We start from the raw sequence: 23,538 nt of genomic DNA on the forward strand, positions 1-23,538 counted from the left end.
CGAATTTATGCACTCTTTGTGTACTTCTTGCCAAAGAACTTTGCCTGAAGGAACCAATATCCCTTTTTTATCCAATTGATTTTCTCTGAGTATGCTGCAGTGACTTCTGTAACAATCTTTCCCTCAGATTGAATCTTAAGAATCCAAACATTCATAAGAATCTCACTAACACGACCAAAAAGACGTGCTTGGAAGTCTGTTAATCCTGTTACATCCACGCACTCTTCCACTCCTTTTAGCAATGCAAAAAGCCACTCGCTATATTCATCAAAGATATCCTTTTTCATGATACACATGTTATACATGCTACCATTTGTTCTAGAAAAAATAGCATCCATGTATTTCAAATCCTCTGGATAAATCTTCGCCATCACGTCTCGGGCCACATCTAGATGCATGCCATCCATGGTATGAGCATAGTGACTGTATAGAGTCTCAATGAAATATTTATTTCTCTTAGGAATGACAACATCCGCTTCTGCCATGAGCTTCTCAATTTCGCCTTCTGTAAGCACATTTTCAAAAGGGGCTGCTTCTGTTCCCAAGTTCTTTTTATTTGCAAAGTATCTTCTGTAGTGGCAAAGCCCTACTACATCTGCTGTAATATTTTTCCATATATAATATGTGGCTGTCAGTTCACAATAATAAGGATTCTTTTGAGAGATATTCTCTCCACCATCATCACGAATTATATCTCCTGTTCTTTCCGAAATGCCTACCTGGCTATATGAAATTGGATCCTTTCCTTGGGCTCCAACCTGAATCGGATAGTAACAAGGCTGTTCTGGCAGCTGACAAGGCTTATGTGTAGCTATAAATATTTTGATATCCAAGCTCTAGTCTCCCATAAAAAAAGACGCCTATAACCATAGACGCCTTTTGTAATCATAATTGGATTATACTAATCCTCTTCGCCGTCCTCTTCGTCTACAATTGCTGCCGCAGCACCTGAAACCGCAGATACCACTGCAATAACTGCAACAATGACAACTAACAATATTAACGCAAAAAAGAAAATTAAAAAACCGCCCTCAGTCATGTTAAACCCTCCTTCTCACTAAGGCAATTATATCTCTTTTATATCACAAAATCAAATCTACACAAAAAACAAGGGCGAGCACCTGCGGCTCGCCCCATAAATCTATATGTTTTTACTCAGCAGAATTATCTAACTGCTTCTCATTTGGCTGTACGAATCCGTAAGGATCTCCGTCAAATGTATATGTTACTTCGTAATTGAAACCAGTCTCATCATTTGAGATTACTGTTGTAACAACAGCGTTACCATTCTCATCTTCAGAAGTGATTGTACCTACCTCGTATTCTGTGTCAGCAGTACCGTTCTCATCGCCACCAACCTGAGCATTATCCATGTAAATTCCATTTACATAATTTGTCATTGTTCTCTGGTGATTAGACTTGAACTCTGTTGGCTTGAGATACTCTGCATTCTCAATATTGTTGTCTGTTGGGAATACTACACCCTCTGTTCCGATGATGTTTCCTTCCTTGATATCGAAAGTCTCGATATCATACTCCTCACCTTCGCAAAGAGCATTTGCCTCCTGTGCTGTGAAGATAACAGCTGGAATAAAACCTACGATTCCCTGCTGATTGATTTCTGTATCTGTAATAACATCCTGGATGTCATTATAGAACTTTGAAGAATAGCCTGAACCTGAAGCATTCTTATAAACTAAAATCATAACCTCACGATCATCAGATAATGAAATTGTTCCAGCAACCTGATAATTTGGATCGTTCTTTGCAAGTTTCTCAGCAACCTCTTCTGTGGCAATAATTACGCTCTCCCCGCTGTTCTCTTCTGTCTCAGAAACTACTGGAGTCTCCTCTGTTGTAGAAGTCTCTGTTGTAGAAACCTCTGTGCTCTTAGTCTCTGTCTTTGGAAGATTAACAATTGCTGCACCATTGTTCGCTGCAGAATTAGCTGCCTTCTGAACTGTTGCGTAATCATTTGTTCCAAGAAGTCTTGAAGCTGCATAAATTTCTGTAGAAACAAAATCATCCTCATCAAAGAGTGAGATAACCTTGATTCCAGCCTTCTCACAAGCTGCGATTGTTGTAATATCACGCCCCTCGTTGATACCCTTTGTGTAGTAATGTACGAAATACTTTACGATATCACGACCAAAAAGATCCTTTAACTCTGGATATGCACTAGCGTAAGCTGAAGCATTAAAAGTAGGCCATCCTTCTCTTCCTTCAAAGATACCGCACTTTACAAAATGCTCTAAAAGAAGAGCCTCGTCTGTGCCAAGGGCCTCAACCACATCATCATACTTTGAAGCATAGTAAGCTGCATCAAAATACTTGTATACGATTTCGAGCTCCTGCTGTGTAAGTGTTCCGTAAGTAACCTGTGATGGTGTATCTGCCTGAGTGTATGGTGCCGCAACCGATACAAATGCAGATGTACCAACTGTCCCCGCAGCTATAGCCATTGCACAAGCTACAGCTAAAAATCTCTGTTTTTTCATTCTCTTATTCTCCTCTGTTTTCATAACATTAAAAAAAGCCATCATATCCATAAATTCATGGATAAAATGGCTTCATACTACTACTCCCTTTATATAAAGTTTTTGGTATTGCCTACTTCCTGAATTAATAGATATTGCCTAATTCGTTATAGAATATAACACTCAAAAATTTGGTTTTCAAGGGATTTCGTTATAATACATAACGCTTGGCAAAATCTTCCAAATTCTGGCAAATCTACCTTAACTGCTTAGCTCTATTAAACACTCCTGGGAAATAATGCTTTGTGTATTCCATTAACCTTGCACGCTTAAGAGCTGTTCCAAACATTCCTTCCGCAAGTGGCTTGTATAACATCTTTATAGTACGAGAATTATCTGGCAGATACTTTCGCATCTCCTTGTAAATTGGAGTCGCTGCCTCATTCTTGCACCACTTCAAAATCTCATCAGTTTTTGTCTTGGTCTCCAGCTGGCGAACCATAGCAGACTGAAAGCTTCTGAAATACTCTTTTGATAAAATTCCAAGAGCCTCAAAATCACAGGTCTTCCATTTCTGCTGCTGATCAAAAATTCTCTTAACGCGAATCTTCTGAAGCTCAAAATAATCATCAATATCTCCACCAGTCAAACGCATCTGCCCCTGATTTCTATAGTGGTAAAGAACATCATTTAAGATGGTAAGTGACTCTGTGAAATCTAACATGTCGCAGTTAAATAAAATATCCTCCACATGCTTTATCTTCTGAAAACGAAGATTATTATTCTTAATCACACTGGTCTTATAACACTTGTTCCATGGATAACCAAGCATGGTTATTTCTTCCATCTGCATGGCTAATCTATGGATGGTAACTGGATCATTGGTGGTGAGCATATCGTCATCATAATCCAAAAGTTCCAGAGTGATTCCCTTCATATATTCAATTTTTCCTGATTCGTAATTACGATAATCTTCTGTAAAACTATAAACCAAAAGATCAACAGGATTTCGTTCCAAGGCTGCTGCACAAACTCTCAAAAGATTCTTTTCATATAAATCATCTGGATCCAAAAAGAGAATATAGTCTCCTGTTGCATGCTCAATACCAGTATTTCTAGCAGCAGAAACACCCTGGTTTTCAGGATGTTTTATATACATAAATCTGTCATCACGATTAATGAAACTACGAGCAATATCAGCACTATTATCAGGTGAACAATCATCCACAATAATAACTTCAAAATTGTCATAGGATTGCATCATGAGACATCCTAATGCATCACCAATATATTCACCCACTCCGTATGTAGGCATTATAACGGAAAACTTTATTTCTTCGCTCATATTGACATAATACTCAAAAACCCCTATGCTGTCAAAGACATAGGGGCTGGATTTCTATTTATTCTGTTTCCACTTATATTTTTCAGATACCTTTACAATCACAATTCCATCCATTTAATGTTTTAAACCTAAAAAATAGGACATCCTTGGGATGCCCCATTAATTTTTATTTTCCAATCATAGTTCCAGTCTGTCCGCCAACAGCATTTCCAGCGTCAGAAAGCTTTGTGATCAGCACCTTACGGATAGCTGAATCACCAATATAATCAATAGCTGCCTGAATCTTTGGCGCCATATCTGTCGCACCAAACTCACCTGCTGCAAGCATCTTCTTTGCATCAGCTACAGAGATGTAATCCAGCGGCTCCTCATCAGCCTGTCCAAAGTTCTTGCAAACCTTTGTAACTGATGTAAGGATAACAAGCATATCTGCATCAAGCTCTGAAGCAAGAAGACCTGCTGCTGTATCCTTTTCAACTACTGCCGAAGCACCCTTTAATTTGTTGTCCTGTGTGAGGACTGGGATGCCGCCGCCACCTGCAGCAATAACTACCTGATCTGCATCGCAAAGTGCCTTGATAGCATCAATCTCTACAATCTCCATAGGCTTTGGAGCTGCCACAATTCTGCGGAAGCCTCCTTCTACCTTAACTGTATGATTACCCTTAGCCTCCTCAGCCTCGGCCTCTTCCTCTGTAAGGATTCTTCCGATAATCTTTGTTGGCTTATAAAAAGCTTCATCATATGGGTCTACAGTAACCTGTGTAAGTACTGTGGATACTGGCTTGTAAATGCCACGTCCTACAAGCTCAGAACGAATAGCCTGCTGCAAATCGTACCCAATGTAACCCTGACTCATTGCCGAACAAACCGACATTGGTGTAGGTGTGTAATCAGGATGATTCTGATAAAATTCTGAAAGTGCTGTATGAATCATTCCAACCTGTGGGCCATTGCTGTGGGTGATGACCACCTGATAATCCTGCCCGATAAATTCTGCCACTGCTACCGCTGTGCGTTTTGTAGCGTTCCACTGCTCCAGCACAGTTGTGCCAAGTGCGTCATGTCCAAGTGCAATAACTATTCTCTTTTTGCTCATATGATGCCTCCGAATCGTTTGCCATAACTATTATTTTTTATGTAATAATTCTACCATAACAGTACCCAGTAGACACTATTAATATGCTCTTTTGCCTCTTCTGTTTCCAATAATCGCAAGTGTTATTAAAATACCAAGGGCTGCGCCAGCTGTATCAATCCACATATCTGATACCTGACCTGAACGACCCTCTACAAAAAGCTGAATTGTCTCATCAATAAATGATGCTGAAAGCGCAAATGCAACAGGCTCAAAAAATCTTCTAAGCCATCCCTTCACAAAATAAGCCAGCTCAAGCGCAAGTAATACACCCAAAATTGCATACTCTGTAAAATGAGCTGCCTTTCGGACATAATGTTCTCCATTTTCACCTTGCAAAAATGGGAAAATCTTTGATAGTACTTCGAGCCATTTTCCACTCTCACCAGCTGAAACTACTGCCGGCTGCATGCTGTGGCCCCAAATTACTGCGAGCCATCCAATAATTAAAATCCCTAAAATAATCTTATTCTTTTTCATAAGGAGTATTCTAACATAAGAAAAGGCTTCCCCTCAAGGGGAAGCCCTGTATTTACTGAACCTTATCAATTCTACGTGTCAAGGTAACCTTAATTGTCTCTTCCTTGTAGTCATTGTCATGTCTTGCTACTGTCACATCAACAGTAGTGCCTGCTGAAATGTACTTCATGATATTGTTCAATGTGTTTACTGATGTTACTGTACGTCCGTTGAAGCCAGTGATAACATCCTCTACCTCGATGCCTGCCTCATCAGCACCTGAGCCAGAAACAACCTGTGCTACATAAACACCAACTGGTACATTGTACTGCTCTGACATTTCTGAAGTGATATCCTTACCAGCGATACCAAGGTATGAAGCATCAAGCTCTGATACTACATCATTGTCTACCATCTGCTGGATGATTGACCATGCAAAAGAAATAGGGATTGCATAACCCATTCCTTCAACCTCTGCATCTGCAAGCTTAACAGATACAATTCCAATAACCTCTCCCTTAGCATTCAAAAGAGCACCACCTGAGTTACCAGGGTTAACCGCTGCATTTGTCTGGATAAGAGAATTTGTAACTACATTTCCATCATCGTCCTGAACTGAAACCTCGCGGTCCTTAGCAGAGATAATACCGTTTGTTACTGATGTTCCATATCCCAAAGCATTACCAATAACGATGGCTGCCTCACCAACTACTGTGGAATCAGAATCACCAAGTGTTGCCACCTTGATAGATGAAAGTGTATCTGATGGAATATCCTTTACTGCAACTGATACTACTGCAAGATCACATGAAGAATCTGTTCCCTTGATTGTACCCTCTACAGCCTGGTCATCATTGAAGGTGATAGTAAGTGTCTCTGCACCGCTGACAACATGATTGTTTGTAGCAATGTAAATGTAATCATCATCCTGTGCAACAATGATACCTGAACCAGCTGACTGTGTAGGCTGCTGCATTGTACCAAAGAATGTCTGGTATTCTTTAATACCAACATTTGTTACCTGTACGATTGCTGGGAGAACATTCTCTGCTATCTCAGAAACATCTGTAGTAATCTTTGTAGCTGTGGTAGTACCTGAAGCTGTGCTTGTAGATTCTACCTTAGAGTCCTTGTCCTCAGTCTTTGTAGATTCGATAGCTGTTTGATTTGCATCCTCCAGCTTCCAAAGTCTATTGGTAACTGCCACAACTGACTGGAATGCCAATCCTGCTACAAGACCGAATACCAACGCAATGGCTGCTGCATTTCCAAGCTTCTTGCCAAAAGTGCTAGTCTTCTTTTTCTTTACTCTATTGCCATCATCATAAGGCGACCACTGATAATATGATTCACCCTGATTAATCTCGTCCTTCTTGTAAGAGTATGTTCCTGAGTTTTTCTGCTCGTCTGTGTTAAAGTCATTGTTGTTATTGAAGTAATCACTCATTTAACTCGCCTTCCTTTCTCATTACATGCCTGTAGTTTAAACCCGTAATGTGATAAGTAAGTGAAAGGTAGTAGTTCTTTTTGCGAAAAACTACTACCTTTATAAATCTTTTTATTCTACAGTAACTGATTTTGCCAAGTTTCTTGGATGATCAACATCGTAGCCCTTACCAACTGATACGTAATAACCAAATAACTGCAATGGAATAATTGCAAGTGAGTTAGTAAAGTATCTGTTTGTCTGAGGGATATACATTACAGAATCTGCAACCTTCTCGATATCCTCATTTCCAATTGTAGTAACAGCGAGAATGTAAGCTCCACGAGTCTTGCACTCTACGATGTTAGATACTGTCTTAGCATAAACATTATCCTGTGTAGCAACTGCTGCAACAAGAGTACCATCTTCGATAAGAGAGATTGTACCATGCTTTAACTCGCCGGCAGCATATGCCTCAGAATGAATATATGAAATTTCTTTAAGCTTGAGTGAGCCCTCCATTGAAATAGCATAATCGATACCACGTCCAATGAAGAATACGTCCTTAGCTGCAACAAATCTGTTAGCAAACTTCTGGATACGCTCCTTATTTCCAAGAAGCATCTCGATCTGATCTGGAAGCTTCTTAAGATCCTTGATAAGCTCCTTCATCTCCTCTGGTGAAAGAAGGCCTCTAACCTCTGCAAACTTCATTGCAAGAAGATAGAAAGCGATGAGCTGAGCACTGTATGCCTTTGTTGTAGCAACAGAAATCTCAGGACCTGCCCATGTGTACATAACCTTCTCAGACTCACGAGCGATTGAAGAACCTACTACGTTAACGATAGCAAGTGTCATATTGCCCATAGCACGAGCCATACGTACAGCTTCCTTTGTATCAGCTGTCTCACCTGACTGAGAAACAGCAATAACAAGCTCATTCTCCTGAAGGATTGGATTACGATATCTAAACTCTGAAGCGATATCAACCTCTACAGGAATACGAGCTAAATCCTCGAATACATACTTTGCAGTAACACCTGTATGATAAGCAGAACCGCAGGCTACGATACGGATACGAGAGATTGCCTTAATCTCCTCATCTGTCATACCAAGCTCCTCGATATCTACCTTATCATTCTTGATACGTGGATTAAGAGTATCACGAACAGTCTTAGGCTCCTCGTGGATTTCCTTAATCATGAAGTGGTCATAACCACCCTTTTCTGCTGCATCAACATCCCAATCGATTGTCTTTGATTCCTTCTCGATTGGCTGTCCATCTACATCATAGAACTCAATGCTGTTCTCAGTAAGCTTTGCAATCTCCTCGTTCTCGATGAAGTATACCTCACGAGTATACTTAAGAACTGCAGGAACATCTGATGCAATAAGATTTCCATCTTTGCCCATTCCAACGATAAGTGGACTGTCCTTACGAACTGAGTAAATCTCATCTGGGAAATCTGCAAAAATAATACCAAGTGCGTAAGCACCCTCAACACGGTGCATAACCTTTGTTACGCATGTAAGTGGGTCGTTGCCCTGCTTGTAATAATAATCAAGAAGGTGAGCAACTACCTCTGTATCTGTCTCTGACTTAAATGTATATCCACGCTTAATAAGCTTTTCCTTAAGCTTAGCGTAGTTCTCAATAATACCGTTGTGAACAACAGCGATTGTCTCTTCCTCGTTAAGATGAGGATGAGCATTTGTCTCACTAGGCTCACCGTGTGTAGCCCAACGTGTGTGGCCAATACCAATAGTACCCTGCATTGTGGCACCATCGTGAGTCTTCTCACTAAGAAGCTTTAAACGTCCCTTAGCCTTCTGGTACTCAATCTTTGCACCATCATATACAGCCATACCAGCTGAATCATAACCTCTGTACTCCAACTTGCTAAGTCCATCAAGCAAAATAGGTGCTGCCTGTGACTTTCCTACATATCCAACTATTCCACACATAATTTTAATCCTCTTATAAAACTGTTAATTAGCTCCGTCTGTAGCCTGAGTTATTTCAGCGCTTGATTCAGTTAGACCTGTTTCTGACTTAATGTGGTCGCTGATAACATCAACCATATCATCAGTAGGATCATAATCATCCTGATCATACAGGAACTTATGAAGCTGAACAACATTTGATGTAAGTGTACAAGGTACAACAACACTACCTGTCTTCTTACTTACTGTCTTTGTCTTAAGAGCAAATGGGAATCCTGAAGACTCTGCCATGTTGTACTTACCAACATCTGTAGCCATTCCTACACACTGTGAGAATGAAAGGCTGGTAGCAATCTTAGGGAATACCTTATCTGCAATATCATTTAACTGTGATGGAGAAGCATGCTTAGCCTTCTCAACAATCATCTTAATTACCATACGCTGATTCTCTGCACGACCGTAATCGTTGTTTACAGCGTATCTGTTTCTACAGAAACCAACTACCTGAGCACCATTTAAGTGATATGTTCCTGGGCTGTCAAAGTAGCAGTCTGAATGCTTCCATCCCTCTTCCTCTTTTGGATAGTAATTAAGGATGTTCTCAACCTCTGCGATGTAACCTGCAAGAGCATTCTGTCCTGTCTCAGGGTTGTTTGTGTCAATCATCTTCTGAGTGATTTCAAGATCGAGACCATCGAGACAGTCTACGATAGTAGCAAGTGCATAGAAGTCAACTGCCACATATCCGTCAATCTTGATATCAAGGTTTGTGTTGAGCATCTCAAGTGCCTTCTCAACACCACCGTGGTTATAAGCGTAATTACACTTACGATAAAGATCATCGTCAACACGAAGGTAAGTATCGCGCTGAACTGAAAGCATCTTAACATCCTTTGTATCATTATTGATAGAAACAAGGATGATAGCATCTGAGTTACCACTATCGAGCTTTCCGTTAGAACGGTTATCTACACCGAAAAGGGCAATAGTCTTGTAATTGCTAAGAACCTCTTCTGTAGCTGCATCGAGGTTGTTAGTCTCGATATTATCAATATTGATGTTGTCCCAATTTACCTTGCCGAACTTGCTCCATAAGAAGAATACCAATGCAAGGATTAATAAGATAACAATCTCAACTATAATAATTGTTCTTCTCTTCTTTTTCTTCTGTGCTGCCTTACTCATCTTCTTTCTTCCGGCTGGGCGGCTGTTAGATGGGCGGCTACTTCTTCTATCTGCTGCAGCTCTTGAAGATGCTCGACCACCATCTGGACGAGTCACTGATGGACGTCCGTTTCCTGAGCGTGAGCCTGAAGGACGACTGCCGGCTGAGCGAGAACCCTGTGGGCGGCTACCCTGTGGACGTCTTGCTGCACCCTGGCGTGACTGGCTGCTTCTAGAAGCTGCTGGACGAGAGCCTGCTGGGCGACGTGCACCGGCTGGTCTGCTACCTGCTGGTCTTACTCCCTCTGGGCGTCTGCGTCTTACATCTGGATCATAATCATACATATCTAGTTCATCATCGAGATCTAATCCCCTCTGGGAATCATAATCTCTGTCCAAGTCAAAATCGTAATCGTCAAAATTACTCATCGTACTTTATATTCTCCATTCCTTTTTCACCAAAATATTATGCTGCCATATAATATGACAGCATTATGGTTAAGTCTACTCTAAAGCTTTGTTAGTTGTCAAGGAATCTATCATATTTAAACAATTCTTAAGAATTTTTAAGAATTACTCTGCTTCCTTGGTTTCCGGTTGTTTTTCAGTACCTGGAAGGATATAGTTTTCCACGCCTATAGGCAGATTTTTATTGTAAAATCCATCTCCCTTTTGAATCATCTCACCATGTTTTTCCATCAGCCTTTCATGGCTACTTTGGGTGGATTCCACATTTCTTTCTTTAAATCTAGCAATTACCCTTGGCACAACAACAGTCCTATAGCCCCTAGCTTTTGCCCTCAGACAGAAATCCAACATGGCATCCCTGCCACTAAGATTTGGATCAAAGCCGTGAAGCATTCTGTACACCTTGGAGTCAATCATGCAACATCCGCCATCTACCATAGACACATCTCTTGGCATGCTACCCAGGCCATCATAGGTATCCCTGAAAATTCTCTGTCCATGAAAGGCAGGATACTCGGTGCCACTTTCGTCAAAAATATAGCCCGCATTATCATAGGTAAATCCCCTACCTAAAAAACGCACTCCAACTACAGCCACGTCTGGCTGACAAAGGTATCCGTACAGCTTCTTTACGTTATTTCTCGTGAAAAGCTTTACATTCTCTTCACGTAAAAACATATAGTCCTTTCCAAAACGTCTGAAGGACGTGTCATCATAATCAATGTGCCATTTCTTTAGGGACTGGTCCACTCTGCCTGAGCATACCACACCGGTGTTTCGTAAATACGATAATGCCAGTGCCAGATGCTCCTTGCAGGAATATTCTGCTTCTTTACGCTCCTCCTTATTCATTCCTTTTAAGGTAGTTCTCTTATGATAAAGAAGGGAAGGCACGTGAGCTATTTCCTTTTTCTTGAAGGCAGCCCTTAAAATATATTCATATATATAGGAATATTTTGCTTTTTCATTGAACTCTCCAATCTGCTTGATAAGCTTCTTGGAAATACAGATAAACTCTCCTATATAATTCATCTGCAAAAATAATTCCTTATTAAAATCGCTCTTAAAGTGTGGGTTCATTCTATCAAGGCCCACCAATTCATCATGATCACTGTAGATGATATATTCCTCTGTTTCGAGAGACTGAAGCTTCTCATTAAGAGAGCTTAAGGTATTCCCACTCAGACGGTCGTGCTGTCCGAGAAATACCACATGGTCACCTTCAGCAAAATGAATTCCAACATTGTAAGCATAGGCTCCGCCATTTTTCTTTTTCAGCCTGCGATAATGAACCTTGTCCACGATATCAGGGAAGAACTCCTTGATGGTAACCTCCAGCTCATTTGTTGGATTGTTGTCCAAAATATATAATTCGAATTCACGATAATCCTGCTGATCTATGGACTCCAGCATATCCTTAAACTGATCCATATCAGTATCGTAAGTCCAGACAATCAGTGAAAAATAAGCATCGCTCATTATTTCGAACCCTTTCCTCCAAGCACAACAGCAACAGTTTTAAGTAATATCTTCAAATCCAGGCCCAACGACCAGTTGGAAATATACTGGGTATCAAGAGCCACAACATCTTCGAAATCCTTGATATCGCTTCGCCCACTTACCTGCCACATTCCCGTAAGCCCCGGCTTGATAGAAAGTCTTGCCTTGTGGTGCAAAGCGTAATTTTCATATTCGTCCTCCAGTGGTGGACGTGTGCCAACAATTGCCATGTCGCCTTTTAGTACATTCCAGAACTGAGGCAGCTCATCGATGGAGTACTTGCGCATGAAACGTCCGATTGGGATAACACGTGGGTCGTTTTCCATCTTGAACATATTTCCGGTCATTTCGTTCTGGTCCATCAGCTCCTGCTTTCGTTCCTCAGCATCCATGTACATGGTTCTGAATTTATAGAACTTAAACTTTCTTCCGTTTTTACCGATTCTGGTCTGGCTGAAAAATACAGGTCCCTTGGACTGGAACTTTATTATTGGTGCAAAAATAATGAAAGCAATCACTACCAAAACAAGACCGATAATCGAGCCTAATATATCGCCAAATCGTTTACAAAATGCCTGTCGATTGTTAGCGATATGCATACTAGTGGTAAGTACAATGTATCGGCCATAAGTCTCCATTATTCTGTTAGGCATAAGATGGTCTGTGTGAATAAGGGACACATGAACTGTCAGTCCCTGTTCTACCAAACGTCCTGCAAGACTTTCCTCACTGGATATGGTGTTACCATCAAGGAAAACCTCATCAACCACGTTGGTTCTAAGATATTCAAATAAAGTATCAGCTGCGGCCACAACAGGAATCCCCTGTATTTCCTGTCCAGTCATATCCTTGTCCACAACAACCACACCGTTTACCTTAAATTCGTAATATGGGCTGTGTCCAAGGTCTTCCAGACACGCATCTACAGTGGTAGATTCTGCCACCACAATAAGGGATGCCTTATTGACATCCTGAAGCATTCTTTTGCGAATGACACGTTTCCATCCACATCGGAAAATATATGAGATAACTACCATTGCACCGCCTGCTATACCAAGAGCAAATCTTGAGTAGAAGAAGGTAGTCTGCATTGCCTGCATGTATAACAGAATTCCAAGTACATTAACCAGACAATGACCTATGGTAGATACCGCTTCCTGATATTTGTTTCGTCGTAAAATTCCCGTGTAAGTCTCTGTAAAAAGAACTCCTGCCAAATCTATGAATGGCAAAAGCATCGCCATATCCTCATATAATGGATAATGGTCGAATCTGCTAATAAAGATAACTGCGCCTTCAAACTTAATGAAAACACCCATAAAAAGTGCAAGCTCTGCAGCTACCATGTCTAGCAAAATAAAGTCCAGATGCTTTACCCACGAGCGCTTCTTTTTCTTGTACAAGATAACTCTCCCCAACACACTAAATATGTAAAAACCTGATTACTTCCCCAAGTAATTTATTACCTTATATTATAAATGTTATTGACCTTATTATCTACTCAAATGAATAGTCAAATTTTGTCAGTGAAAGATTTGGATTGTAGTAAGGATCACCCTTCTCATACACTTCCTTCCACTTAGACATAAAGTACTCTGTCTCCTTGTCCATACGGGCTTTCTTCTCTGGATCCTCATGGTCTAAACCACGACTAAGTGACTCCAAGTGATACCACTCTGAAAATGGAGTGTACACGCAGAGCAAATCCTTTGCTCTAAGCTTCAGACAGTAATCCACATCGTTAAAGGCCACTGCAAGCTTCTCATCAAATCCGCCCACGCTCTGGTAGTCAGCCTTGCTGGTAAGAAGACATGCACCAGTTACAGCAGATAAATCCTGCACACAGGTGCTTCGATAGAAATATCCTACCTGCTCTCTTCCGCTTCCATGGAATTGAGAATTTGCCACACCGCCAAGTCCAAGAATAAGTCCTGCGTGCTGAACGGTGTTGTTGCCATAGTATAATCTGGCACCTACTGCACCCACATCATTTCTTCTGACAAATCCCATCATCTCTGAGATAGCGTTTGTATTAATCATTCGTGTGTCGTTGTTCAAAAGGAGAATGTACTCTCCGTCTGACATTTCCACGCCATAATTAACAAGAGCAGAGAAATTAAACTGGCCCTTTGTCTCAGGATGTGCCGCTGTAAAATCAACCACCTTTGCGTTGATGTCTGTTCTGATTTCCAGCTCTTTATAGTAATCAAGCAACGCTGCTTCAGTGGAATTATTTTCCACAATAACGAACTGAATATTCTTGTAGTCTGTGTGCTCATGAATGCTGTCGATGCACTGCTGCAAATCCCTGCAATGATTCATGTTAGGAATTACAATTGACAAAAGCGGTGTATCTGGCCACTCGTAAATAGTGCGGTAATATCCCAAATGTGTATCAAGCTCCACGCGGGCTGGCACACCTATTCTCTTGTAGTGCTCCTCTACTGCGCGACGACCATTCTCATATGCATACATCTTTGCCTCTGGATGATCCGCTGTAGAAAGAGGATGTGTACGCCAATGATACAGCACTCTTGGAATGTGATAAATATTCTTACACTGCTCAAGAATTCTAAGATCAAAATCGTGATCCTGAGCGCCATCAAACTCAGACTTAATGCCGCCGCTTGCCTTAACCAAATCAGCTCTGGCAACAAAAAGATGAGTGATGTAATTGTGTGAGCACAACAAATCAATATTGAAATCTGACTTGAAATGAGGAAGGAAATATTCCTTGCCTTCCATGTCAATTTTATCCTCGTCAGAATAGATAGCCTCGATGGTACTATCCTCATTTAAAGCCTTTGCTATATAAAACATTGCATCAGGTGTGATGAGGTCATCATGGTCGGTAAAGCCAATGAAAGAACCAGTGGCAAGCTCCAAGGCTGCATTAGTATTTCCGGCAATTCCAGTATTGCCCTCCAGCTTCTTGTAGACAATTCTGTCGTCCCACTGTCCGCCAGTAGCCTTAAGAATAATATCCCTCAAACCTTCCTTTGGACTTCCATCACCAAGGCAAAGCTGCCAGTTTGGATAGGTCTGTGCTGTGAAAGACTGAATTAACTCCACCAGGAAATTCTCTGGTGTATTATAAAGGGGAATGACTATACTGATTACAGGATTATACGTAAATACGGTATGGCGCTGCTTATCAAGCTCCGCCTCTGTAACAGGATGTGCCTTCAAAAATTTACGATAGCTATAGTGCTCCTGATCGTGACCGATAGCCTTTAAAAAAGTCTTGGTAACGGTTCTACGAACACCGTAGTGCTGAAGATACATCAGCCCCTTTTCAATTTTATTAGTTGGTTCTTTGTACTCTTTAATCTCGTTCATAATATTCCTTATTTTAATTTCAGTAATTGTTTTTCAAAGCAATGCCAGCTGATAAATGCCAATGGCACAACAACAAGTACAGATACCACAAAATTAAGATAGGTATCCATATAGTATGCGCGGTAGCCGTATGGGATTTCACCCAAGTATTCAATGACACGCTGCTGCACGAAGAAGGACATGATGTACACGCCGTAGGAAATATCTCCCACCTTATTGTAGTACTCAGAAATCTTCCAGTAGCTAAAGCCTATACACATAAGAATGTAAGTACCAAATAACGCAAATACGATTTCATAATCAAGGAAGTAGGAGCCAACAATAAATGCCACAACCTTCAGCCAAAAATATCTGTAGCGAAGAACTATTCTCTCACGATAGATGTAGTAGAGCACACCCATCTCAAAGTGCATTGTAAGTCGACCAAGATTTACCAGCACGTCTTTCGACAAGATAAAAACGGTAGCATCTGTCCATAGATAATTAAAATACAGATATACACCACCTGAAAAAGCTACCAGCAAAAATATAAGCTTGTTGCACTTCTTTAAAAATGGGAACAATACAATTACCAAAAGGTAGCAAAGTACTTCGTACTGCAAAGTCCAGATACTTCCGTTGGAGCTGCGATTAATATGGTTTGCAAATACTCCCGGAAGGCTGGTCTGAGATGAATTAAATACTAAATTCATCAGATAACCTTTTATATCTCCGGCAAAATATTCCTTCATAGAAAGACTTGTATAAATCGGTCCAAAAATAAAAGCTGTAACTAAAATAAAAAGCGCTAAAAGAGGCCAGATTCTAAGGAATCTAGCTCTAATATATTTGACTACATCGCCACTTCTTTCATAGCTTCTATAAATTAAAAAACCGCTTATTACAAAGAAAATATCTACGCCCACCTGACCAGAAAGTGCCTTGTGGAATGACAACGTGTACATAATATCTGCCTCAAGATTTGCCTGACATAAGGCAAAAGAATGCATGTACATAACCATCAAAGCGGCTATCAGTCTAACCAGATTTAAGTTGTTATTAGTGCCTTGTGACAAGTCTGCTAATGTGCGTTTATTCTTCATTAATAATTCCTTTAAATTGCATATTTTTACGTGTGTCATTTTATCATATACCCAGACCACATACAAATTTACCTATTTTTTCATAGGTCACTATAGTATAATCACAATGAGTTAATTTTGAAATTTACCATCACATTTTGAAGGGAATAATATAAATGAAACAGTCCAAAAACAACGCAATTCAGGGACTTCGATTCTGGGCTATCACCCTTATCATCCTGTCTCACTGCGGTTTCCTGGCTCAGGGTGGATTAGGAAATAATATTTTCTTTGCCATGAGCGGTTTTTTCGTTTGTCAGCCATTTACACAAGACAATTTCGAATTTAATTACTTTACCCCAAAGGCATTTGGTCACTATTACCTAAAGCGTTTCATGCGTATCATCCCAGCCTGCTGGCTGTGCATGTTCTTCGGTACTTGGGGGCTAAACTTTTTTGATTTTAGAAATTTCCAGACTGACAATAGTCTTTTGTTAAATATGTTTTTCATCAAGAGTAAGAACCACCTCTGGTTCCTTCAGCAGGAAGTATTTTTCTATCTGGTAGCTCCATTTATAATTTTGATTATTGCTGCCTTCAAAAAGCTACTCGGAAAATTAGGACTTGCTGCGCTTCAGATGAACCTTGCAGTATTTGCATTTTTAAATCTGCTTGTATTTGTAAGCTATCAGCTTTTGCCAAAGGCACCAGCCCTTTTCCTGAATGGAAATGGTTATGCCTCTCCACTCAGACTGTGGCTCTTCCTTATAGGTATGTCCTTTGCCTACATGCTTAAGCTTGTAAAGCTTTTGGCACCTAAGGTATCTGCCGCTGGAGTTCGTACTTTAGAGATTGTTGGTTCAGTTTATGTAGTTATCTGCCTTATGCTTTCTATTGTCAGCTCCGTGGATATTCTGACTCTTATAGATAAGCGTCTGTCAGATTGCTACGTTGGATGGGAGCATCCTGTTCTCATCACTTATATGGCAGCTTTGGCGATTATGATTTTATGTCTTCTTTCTGAGGTAAATATCGTTCGTCGCTTTATGGGTAACAGAGTTTTCACTCTCGTTGGAAATGTAAGCTTTTCAATGTACCTGCTGCACTTTATGCTGATGCTTCACTTTTCTGACCTTTCAGCTTACAGAATTTTCGTGGTTGTTTATCTGCTTTCACTGGCTATGTCTATCGCCATTTATAACTATGTGGAGCAGCCACTTATTAACAAAACAAAGGAGTACCTGAATTGATTTCACGCCTCAAAGATAAAGCCTTCAGACGAGGGCTTTTCACAATTATAAAGTTCATACTTGCCGTAGTTCTGACAGTAATGACTTACTTTACTACAAGACATCTTGCATACGTTACTGTTGGACTTGCTGAGCTCGCACTTATTTTCATTATTTATAATCTAATCGTGGAGAAGAAATGGGGGCGAATCCTTGCCTGCATACTATTTTTCATCTATGTAGGACAGATGACTGTGCTCTATTTTGGAAACAGCTACGTGACTCTTACCATGCTTAAGAATGTAAAGTTTTTACAGGATTTAGGCGGACGAGCTGTTGCTTATATCTTAGGAACTGTTTTAGCACTGGCAATAATTTTCCTTCCTGGAAAAGCTGTCATAAAGTTAAATAAAAGAATTATCCTTTATTTTGTTGTTGCACTTCTTATTGTGGAAGTAGCCGTAAACATTGAGTATAAGCGCTTTAGTCCCGTACAAAGCTTCGCTACAATTTTTGTAGATCAGCTTCGTTACCAGCATGTTAAGCGTGCAGCTGCAGACCCACAGGTAGCTCTTGCCACCTTCCATAAAGACTCTGTTGAGGATGGAATAAATAAGCCAGAGAGCTTGCCTGAGAAGCCAAATATTATTGTTATTTTCACAGAAGGTCTTAGCTCAAACATTATTTCAGACGAACGTGAAATAATGCCAAGTGTGAGGGAGTTCGAGAAATCCTGCATCTCTTTTAAGAATTATTACAATCACACCTTTCCTACACTCCGTGGTGTTCAGGGTCAGCTCTACAGTGGTTATAAGCTGGATGATGACAAAAAGGCTAACAATCTTATCTCCCTTCAAAGTGTTTTAAAGGACCAGGGATACAGAACAGCCTTCGTAAATACGGAACCCTTTAATGAGGAGTTCACTCAGTATTTAAATAATCTTGGCTTCGATGAAATTGTTGAAGATAAGGACAATGTTACTGGCCTTGCTGATGGCATGACAGATGGAGAAGCTTACAGACTTCTCACTCAGACAGTTCATGAGATGGAAGAAAGTGATGAGCCGTTCCTCCTTGGAATTTATACCTTTGGCACCCACGTTTCCTTCAACTCAAAAGAGTATCAATATGGTGACGGCGCCAACGGCTTTTTAAATAAGTTTTACAACTGTGACCAGATGTTTAACTACTTCTTGGAAGAGTTCAAATCATCTAAGCTGGCAGATAATACAATACTGGTTTTCACCACAGATCATTCTACTTACGCTGATCAGTCTTACACAGATTTATTCCCTGACCACAAGCGTGAGTGCACAGACTTAGATGAAATGCCATTGTTCATCTATCACAAGGATATTCAGCCACAAGAGATAGATGTAGAGGGACGCAATTCTCTTTGCTTCACTCCTACTATTTTGGATTTGCTGGATATCAATACTGAGAACTACTTCCTGGGCACCAGCCTTTTTGACAAGAACGCCAGCAGTTCTTTTGATAAAATGTTTTATGATGCCTCTTATCTTATCAGTACAGAGGACGCCCAGATACGATATCTGGAAGAGCTGGAAAAAGAAGAATTCCTAAGCCAGGTGTTAGCTTACTTTAGCGCACTGGAGGCAGAAAGATAAATAAAAAAGAAGAACCTGCATTTTCGCAAGTTCTTCTTTTTTTGTTTTCTAGAATTAAGCACTCTGCTTCTCGTTGAAGTAAGACATTTCCTTCTCAAGAATCTTAGAGATATCATTAAGATTATTTGCCTTCTCTGAAAGCTTGCTTACTGTCTCAGCAAGTTCAATCATAGATGCACGAGTTTCCTCTGTGCTTGCTGCATTTTCCTGTGAGATAGCTGAAAGTGAATTAATTGTATCAGCAAATACCTTTGTAGCCTTATCAGACTGGTCTACGCTTTCAACAATCTTCTTTGTTACAACAAGTGACTCGTCAATGTTACCAATCATAGTGTTTACAACATCGATCGTTCTGTTAAGAACCTCACCCTGCTTCTCAACTGACCCCTGTACCTGGCCTGCATTAGTCATTGTAGCCTGTGAATCAGCAGAAAGAACATTCATGATTTCCTCGATATTCTTTGCCGCTGTAGCTGACTGCTCTGCAAGACCACGAATCTCGTTAGCAACTACTGAGAAGCCTCTACCAGCCTCACCAGCTCTTGCTGCCTCGATACTAGCATTAAGTGAAAGAAGGTTTGTCTGAGCTGCGATAGAATCGATGATTGCAACTGCCTCTACTACAGACTCAACAGCCTTGTTTGTCTTGTCAATCTTAGAAACGATATCCTCGATTGCGTTAATTGTCTCCTCAGTAGAAGCCTGGAGCTCCTGTAAAGCAGCTGAGCTTGTCTGAGAATTATCCTGCATGTAACCTGCAAGCTTGTTCATGTGATTTGTATTATCAGTGATGTTCTGGATAGCATCATTGATTTCTTCAACACTTGCAACTGCTTCCTGTAAAGAATCAGCCTGATTTGAAGCACCGTAAGCAACGTGATCTACTGCACTTGTTACGTTCTCAGCTGTCATAGAAATTGTCTCAGCTGTAGCTGAAAGGTACTCTGCTGATGTATCAAGCTCTGAAGATGAGTTTTTAGCACTACCAATTACATCTCCAAGCTTATCCGCAAGGGAAATAATAGCTCTTGCAGTCTGTCCAAGCTCATCACGTCTACGTACAATCTTCTCATTAATTCTTACTGATAAATCACCTGTAGAAAGCTTATCAATAGCCTTAACATTTGCCTTAATAGCATTTGAAAGCTTAATTGCTGCATAAATAGCTATTGAAATAACAATTGCCATTGCAACAAGACCTGTTATTAATGTCTTTAACATCATGCTATTGATGTATGAAAGAAGTGTAGTCTTTGGCATACCTACAAAAGCCATTCCATAACATACATCGTTATAAATAAGTGGCTGGTAAACTACCATGTAATCTACGCCATTAATCTCAGTATTTGCATCAGTATATGTCTGATATTTACTTAAAACTGCATCGGCGATTTCACCTTCAATGACGCCGCCTTCACCACCTTCTATTGTTGTACGCTCAACCTTGTTTCCAAGAAAGAATGTGTACTCATATCCGGTAGAGTCATGTAACTCCTTCTCAAGAGTAGAGTTATCTACGTTTGCATTATGCTCTGTTATATTTAGCACCTGCTTATATGTAAGAGATGCAGCCTTGAGTCCCTGCATAGTCTGGTACTCAAGACCATCCTTCAAATTCTGCGCACCAAAAAACAAATTGATTAATTCAAGAGTACCAAGTGTGAATATTACCATACCAATTAGTACTACTTTAACCGATTTTACTGAAACTTTCTTCATGATATTACCTTTCAAGTTTTGTCTAAATTACTAGTTAATACACAACAAAAGGTAATATACACAGTTTCGTCACAATATACTATGGTAAAAATATACAAAAAGTTATAGATTGCATGCAATTTTATTATTGATACTCAATCTATAACTTTTTACTCTTAGCATATATTTAATTTTTCCCCTCAAGGGGAAGCCTCTATTCTTCTTTTAATCTATACCATCCATCAAGGATTGAGAGATTTGGATTGTAGTAAGGATCCCCTTTATCCAGAATATCTGGCCATCTCTTCTCAAGCTTTTCAACCTCAGAATTAAATCTGGCAACCTTCTCTCCTGTGTCCTCATATCCACGTGACTTTGACTCATAGTGGTAAAGCTCTGCGTGTGGATTGTAAACAACAAGATATCCCTTATCGCGAACCTTCATACAGAAGTCCACATCATTAAAGGCTACAGCCAGCTCTTCTGTGAGCCCGCCAACCTCTTCAAACACATCTTTACGAACCATCAGGCAGGCAGCTGTAACAGCTGATAAATCCTGAGTTGTAACGGCACGAAACATGTAACCTGGCTCGCTTCTCTCAAGGCCTACAAAGGTGTGACCTGCGATTCCGCCGATTCCCATTACAACGCCCGCATGCTGAACTGTATTGTCAGGATAGTAAAGGAGCGCTCCGCAGATACCTACGTCTGGGCGGAGACAAACATCTACCATCTCTCTGATACAGCCCTCGTTGATAATCTCTGTATCGTTATTTAAAAGAAGGTACATCTCACCACTGGCTGCCTTTGCACCGCAGTTGTTGATTGCAGAGAAATTGAAGCCTGGTGTCTCATAGCGGACAATCTTTACATCAGGGCGCCCCTCGATTGACTTGTAGTACTCGAAAGTCTCTGGTTCTGTGGAATTGTTCTCCACGATAACGTACTCGATATTCTTGTAATTGCTCTTCTTATCAATTGACTTAATGCACTTATCCAAATCATCTGTGTGATCCTTATTAGGAATGATGATGGAAACTAGTGGCTCCTTATCCCACTGATAAATTGTGCGGTAACATCCGTAGAAGGTATCCTGCTCAACCTTAGCTGGGATGCCAAGTCTGTCGTAGTGTGCCTGAACTGCACGAACTCCAGCATCAAAAGCGTAAAGCTTGCTTTCTGCCGACATGGCTGTAGATGCAGCATGGCTTCTCCAGTGATATAGAGCCTTTGGAACGTGATGAACATTTCCAGCAGCCTCACAGCAGCGGAGAATGAAATCATGATCCTGAGCACCATCATATTCTTTATTAAATGCGCCCACCTTCTCATAGATATCTCTTCTGAAGATGAAAAGATGACAGATATAATTTACGGAACAAAGTAAATCTAAGTTGTAATCTGGCTTGAACACTGGCTCAAAGTATTCCTTTGAGTCCATAGAAATCTTGTCCTCGTCAGTGTAGATAACATCGATGCTGCGGTCCTTGTTGATAGCAGCCACGCACTCGTACATTGCGTTTGGAGCAAGAGTGTCATCGTGATCTGAAAGAACGATGTAATCACCTGTAGCAAGGGCAATGGCAGCATTTGTGTTATCTGAAATGCCAAGGTTTGCCTCAAGGTGTGTGTATTTGATACGGCTGTCGCTGCCGTATTTCTTCTCAATAAATTTACCGATGGTATCATCTGGACTTCCGTCTGCAAGACAAAGCTCCCAGTTAGAATATGTCTGAGCAACGATTGAATCCACAAGCTCTACCAGGAACTTCTCTGGAGTCTGATACATTGGAACCACAATACTCATAAGTGGATTGTAATCAAACTTCTCGTCGCGCTGACGCTGAAGCTCTACCTCTGTAGGGCCAAAGCTTGTAAGGAAATCCATATATGTGTACTTTGGTGCATCAGCATTCTTGAATTTATCAATGGCATGCTTGATTGTAGCGCTAAGTCCGTTGTCCTGACGGTAAAGCTCGATACGCTCCCACAAGGTCTTCTTTGGAAGAAGATTTCCTCCTGTAAGCACATGTGGTGTGTCTACCTTGCAATCATAGACCTGACCATTTGCAGTAATTGTAAGGCGAAGCTTCTTGTAATCACCCTTATCAAAAACGATTTCTAATCCTGAATCGCACTTTTCTGTAAGCTCTGGATAAACACCGTAAACATCCTTTCGAAACATACGCTTTACGGAAATTGGGATCTCTTTGTTTCCATCGTAAAGGTGGAACTCCTCAGGAACATTTCCAATTGCCCAACCAAGAATCTGAATCTTGTCATCTGTAACAGCTGCACGCTCGAGATTATACTCATATTCCTTCTTAAGCTTTTCAAGGTCGCGGCCAGTAGCCTTATAAACCACGCTTCTTGTATCACCGAGGACACAGATAAGCTGTAAAGACTTCACATCCTTTAAATTCTCAGGAAGTGCAATCTCACCCACATATTCCTTTGAAACACTCTTATGAGCTGCGATGTAGCGGCGGCGAACCTCATTACCCTCGTTGATGGTGATATCCATCTTGTAAGGCTTTCCGTTCATCTCTGCTACAAGGTCGTAGCCCTTAGGGTTATCAAATGGATAAAATCCCTGAAACAATAATGTATTTTTCTTAGTCAGATGGTATCTGATAAATACCACATTAAAAGTATCTCTCAA

At 40.6% G+C, this 23,538-nt stretch carries 17 protein-coding genes; 2 read left to right on the top strand and 15 right to left on the bottom strand.

Annotated features, from left to right (window positions below):
• Positions 1–5: 5 nt before the first annotated feature.
• The 13 genes from BMZ41_RS13850 to BMZ41_RS13905 form a co-directional block, all read right to left on the bottom strand.
• A complete protein-coding gene (locus tag BMZ41_RS13850) occupies positions 6–833 on the bottom strand; it encodes a DUF4422 domain-containing protein (protein WP_090530680.1) in 828 nt (275 codons plus the stop codon).
• Between the two features lie 68 nt (positions 834–901).
• On the bottom strand, positions 902–1,039 hold the full coding sequence (locus BMZ41_RS15720; RefSeq protein ID WP_015550308.1) for a hypothetical protein: 138 nt from the start codon (positions 1,037–1,039) through the stop codon (positions 902–904).
• A 112-nt stretch (positions 1,040–1,151) separates the two neighbouring features.
• Positions 1,152–2,498: a hypothetical protein gene (locus BMZ41_RS13855; protein ID WP_143002039.1), complete on the bottom strand. Its 1,347-nt coding sequence runs from the start codon at positions 2,496–2,498 to the stop codon at positions 1,152–1,154.
• A gap of 235 nt (positions 2,499–2,733) precedes the next feature.
• Positions 2,734–3,822, bottom strand: a complete 1,089-nt coding sequence (locus BMZ41_RS13860) for a glycosyltransferase (RefSeq protein WP_090530683.1) — start codon at positions 3,820–3,822, stop codon at positions 2,734–2,736.
• Positions 3,823–3,988: 166 nt separating this feature from the next.
• A complete protein-coding gene (arcC, locus tag BMZ41_RS13865; protein ID WP_028247472.1) occupies positions 3,989–4,921 on the bottom strand; it encodes a carbamate kinase in 933 nt (310 codons plus the stop codon).
• A gap of 78 nt (positions 4,922–4,999) precedes the next feature.
• Positions 5,000–5,440 (bottom strand): VanZ family protein, encoded by a 441-nt coding sequence (locus tag BMZ41_RS13870; RefSeq protein ID WP_090530686.1) that lies wholly within the window; start codon positions 5,438–5,440, stop codon positions 5,000–5,002.
• A gap of 52 nt (positions 5,441–5,492) precedes the next feature.
• The gene (locus BMZ41_RS13875; RefSeq protein WP_090166783.1) at positions 5,493–6,866 is read right to left on the bottom strand and encodes a S1C family serine protease; all 1,374 of its coding nucleotides are present in this window, start codon (positions 6,864–6,866) and stop codon (positions 5,493–5,495) included.
• A 111-nt stretch (positions 6,867–6,977) separates the two neighbouring features.
• On the bottom strand, positions 6,978–8,810 hold the full coding sequence (gene glmS, locus BMZ41_RS13880; protein ID WP_090166785.1) for a glutamine--fructose-6-phosphate transaminase (isomerizing): 1,833 nt from the start codon (positions 8,808–8,810) through the stop codon (positions 6,978–6,980).
• Positions 8,811–8,834: 24 nt separating this feature from the next.
• Entirely contained in the window at positions 8,835–10,382 is a 1,548-nt protein-coding gene (locus tag BMZ41_RS13885) for an LCP family protein (RefSeq protein WP_090530689.1), read from the bottom strand.
• A 144-nt stretch (positions 10,383–10,526) separates the two neighbouring features.
• Entirely contained in the window at positions 10,527–11,900 is a 1,374-nt protein-coding gene (locus BMZ41_RS13890; protein WP_090166789.1) for a glycosyltransferase family 2 protein, read from the bottom strand.
• Complete coding sequence (locus BMZ41_RS13895) at positions 11,900–13,324, bottom strand: sugar transferase (RefSeq protein ID WP_090166791.1); 1,425 nt, start codon at positions 13,322–13,324, stop codon at positions 11,900–11,902. The genes BMZ41_RS13890 and BMZ41_RS13895 overlap by 1 nt, the downstream gene beginning before the upstream one ends.
• Before the next feature lie 94 nt (positions 13,325–13,418).
• Positions 13,419–15,260, bottom strand: a complete 1,842-nt coding sequence (locus tag BMZ41_RS13900; RefSeq protein WP_090530696.1) for a glycosyltransferase family 2 protein — start codon at positions 15,258–15,260, stop codon at positions 13,419–13,421.
• An 8-nt stretch (positions 15,261–15,268) separates the two neighbouring features.
• Positions 15,269–16,342, bottom strand: coding sequence for an acyltransferase family protein (locus tag BMZ41_RS13905; RefSeq protein WP_176754450.1), 1,074 nt, complete (start codon positions 16,340–16,342; stop codon positions 15,269–15,271).
• A gap of 155 nt (positions 16,343–16,497) precedes the next feature.
• Between BMZ41_RS13905 and BMZ41_RS13910 the strand changes: the two genes are divergently transcribed.
• Entirely contained in the window at positions 16,498–17,571 is a 1,074-nt protein-coding gene (locus BMZ41_RS13910) for an acyltransferase family protein (protein ID WP_090530703.1), read from the top strand.
• A complete protein-coding gene (locus tag BMZ41_RS13915; protein ID WP_090530705.1) occupies positions 17,568–19,178 on the top strand; it encodes an LTA synthase family protein in 1,611 nt (536 codons plus the stop codon). The genes BMZ41_RS13910 and BMZ41_RS13915 overlap by 4 nt, the downstream gene beginning before the upstream one ends.
• Before the next feature lie 54 nt (positions 19,179–19,232).
• Here BMZ41_RS13915 and BMZ41_RS13920 read toward each other — a convergent pair whose 3' ends face one another.
• Both BMZ41_RS13920 and BMZ41_RS13925 read right to left on the bottom strand, forming a co-directional pair.
• Positions 19,233–20,897, bottom strand: a complete 1,665-nt coding sequence (locus BMZ41_RS13920) for a methyl-accepting chemotaxis protein (RefSeq protein WP_090530708.1) — start codon at positions 20,895–20,897, stop codon at positions 19,233–19,235.
• Between the two features lie 193 nt (positions 20,898–21,090).
• Positions 21,091–23,538, bottom strand: coding sequence for a glycosyltransferase family 2 protein (locus BMZ41_RS13925; protein ID WP_242942073.1), 2,448 nt, complete (start codon positions 23,536–23,538; stop codon positions 21,091–21,093).

The sequence above is a fragment of the Pseudobutyrivibrio sp. UC1225 genome, assembly GCF_900115215.1.
Taxonomy (GTDB): Bacteria; Bacillota; Clostridia; order Lachnospirales; family Lachnospiraceae; genus Pseudobutyrivibrio.

What these genes read in the sequence shown, in the direction of transcription:
- BMZ41_RS15720 (WP_015550308.1), bottom strand. Translation starts at nt 1,039, where the DNA reads ATGACTGAGGGCGGTTTTTTAATTTTCTTTTTTGCGTTAATATTGTTA.
- BMZ41_RS13855 (WP_143002039.1), bottom strand. Translation starts at nt 2,498, where the DNA reads ATGAAAAAACAGAGATTTTTAGCTGTAGCTTGTGCAATGGCTATAGCT.
- BMZ41_RS13860 (WP_090530683.1), bottom strand. Translation starts at nt 3,822, where the DNA reads ATGAGCGAAGAAATAAAGTTTTCCGTTATAATGCCTACATACGGAGTG.
- arcC (WP_028247472.1), bottom strand. Translation starts at nt 4,921, where the DNA reads ATGAGCAAAAAGAGAATAGTTATTGCACTTGGACATGACGCACTTGGC.
- BMZ41_RS13870 (WP_090530686.1), bottom strand. Translation starts at nt 5,440, where the DNA reads ATGAAAAAGAATAAGATTATTTTAGGGATTTTAATTATTGGATGGCTC.
- BMZ41_RS13875 (WP_090166783.1), bottom strand. Translation starts at nt 6,866, where the DNA reads ATGAGTGATTACTTCAATAACAACAATGACTTTAACACAGACGAGCAG.
- glmS (WP_090166785.1), bottom strand. Translation starts at nt 8,810, where the DNA reads ATGTGTGGAATAGTTGGATATGTAGGAAAGTCACAGGCAGCACCTATT.
- BMZ41_RS13885 (WP_090530689.1), bottom strand. Translation starts at nt 10,382, where the DNA reads ATGAGTAATTTTGACGATTACGATTTTGACTTGGACAGAGATTATGAT.
- BMZ41_RS13890 (WP_090166789.1), bottom strand. Translation starts at nt 11,900, where the DNA reads ATGAGCGATGCTTATTTTTCACTGATTGTCTGGACTTACGATACTGAT.
- BMZ41_RS13900 (WP_090530696.1), bottom strand. Translation starts at nt 15,260, where the DNA reads ATGAACGAGATTAAAGAGTACAAAGAACCAACTAATAAAATTGAAAAG.
- BMZ41_RS13905 (WP_176754450.1), bottom strand. Translation starts at nt 16,342, where the DNA reads ATGAAGAATAAACGCACATTAGCAGACTTGTCACAAGGCACTAATAAC.
- BMZ41_RS13910 (WP_090530703.1), top strand. Translation starts at nt 16,498, where the DNA reads ATGAAACAGTCCAAAAACAACGCAATTCAGGGACTTCGATTCTGGGCT.
- BMZ41_RS13920 (WP_090530708.1), bottom strand. Translation starts at nt 20,897, where the DNA reads ATGAAGAAAGTTTCAGTAAAATCGGTTAAAGTAGTACTAATTGGTATG.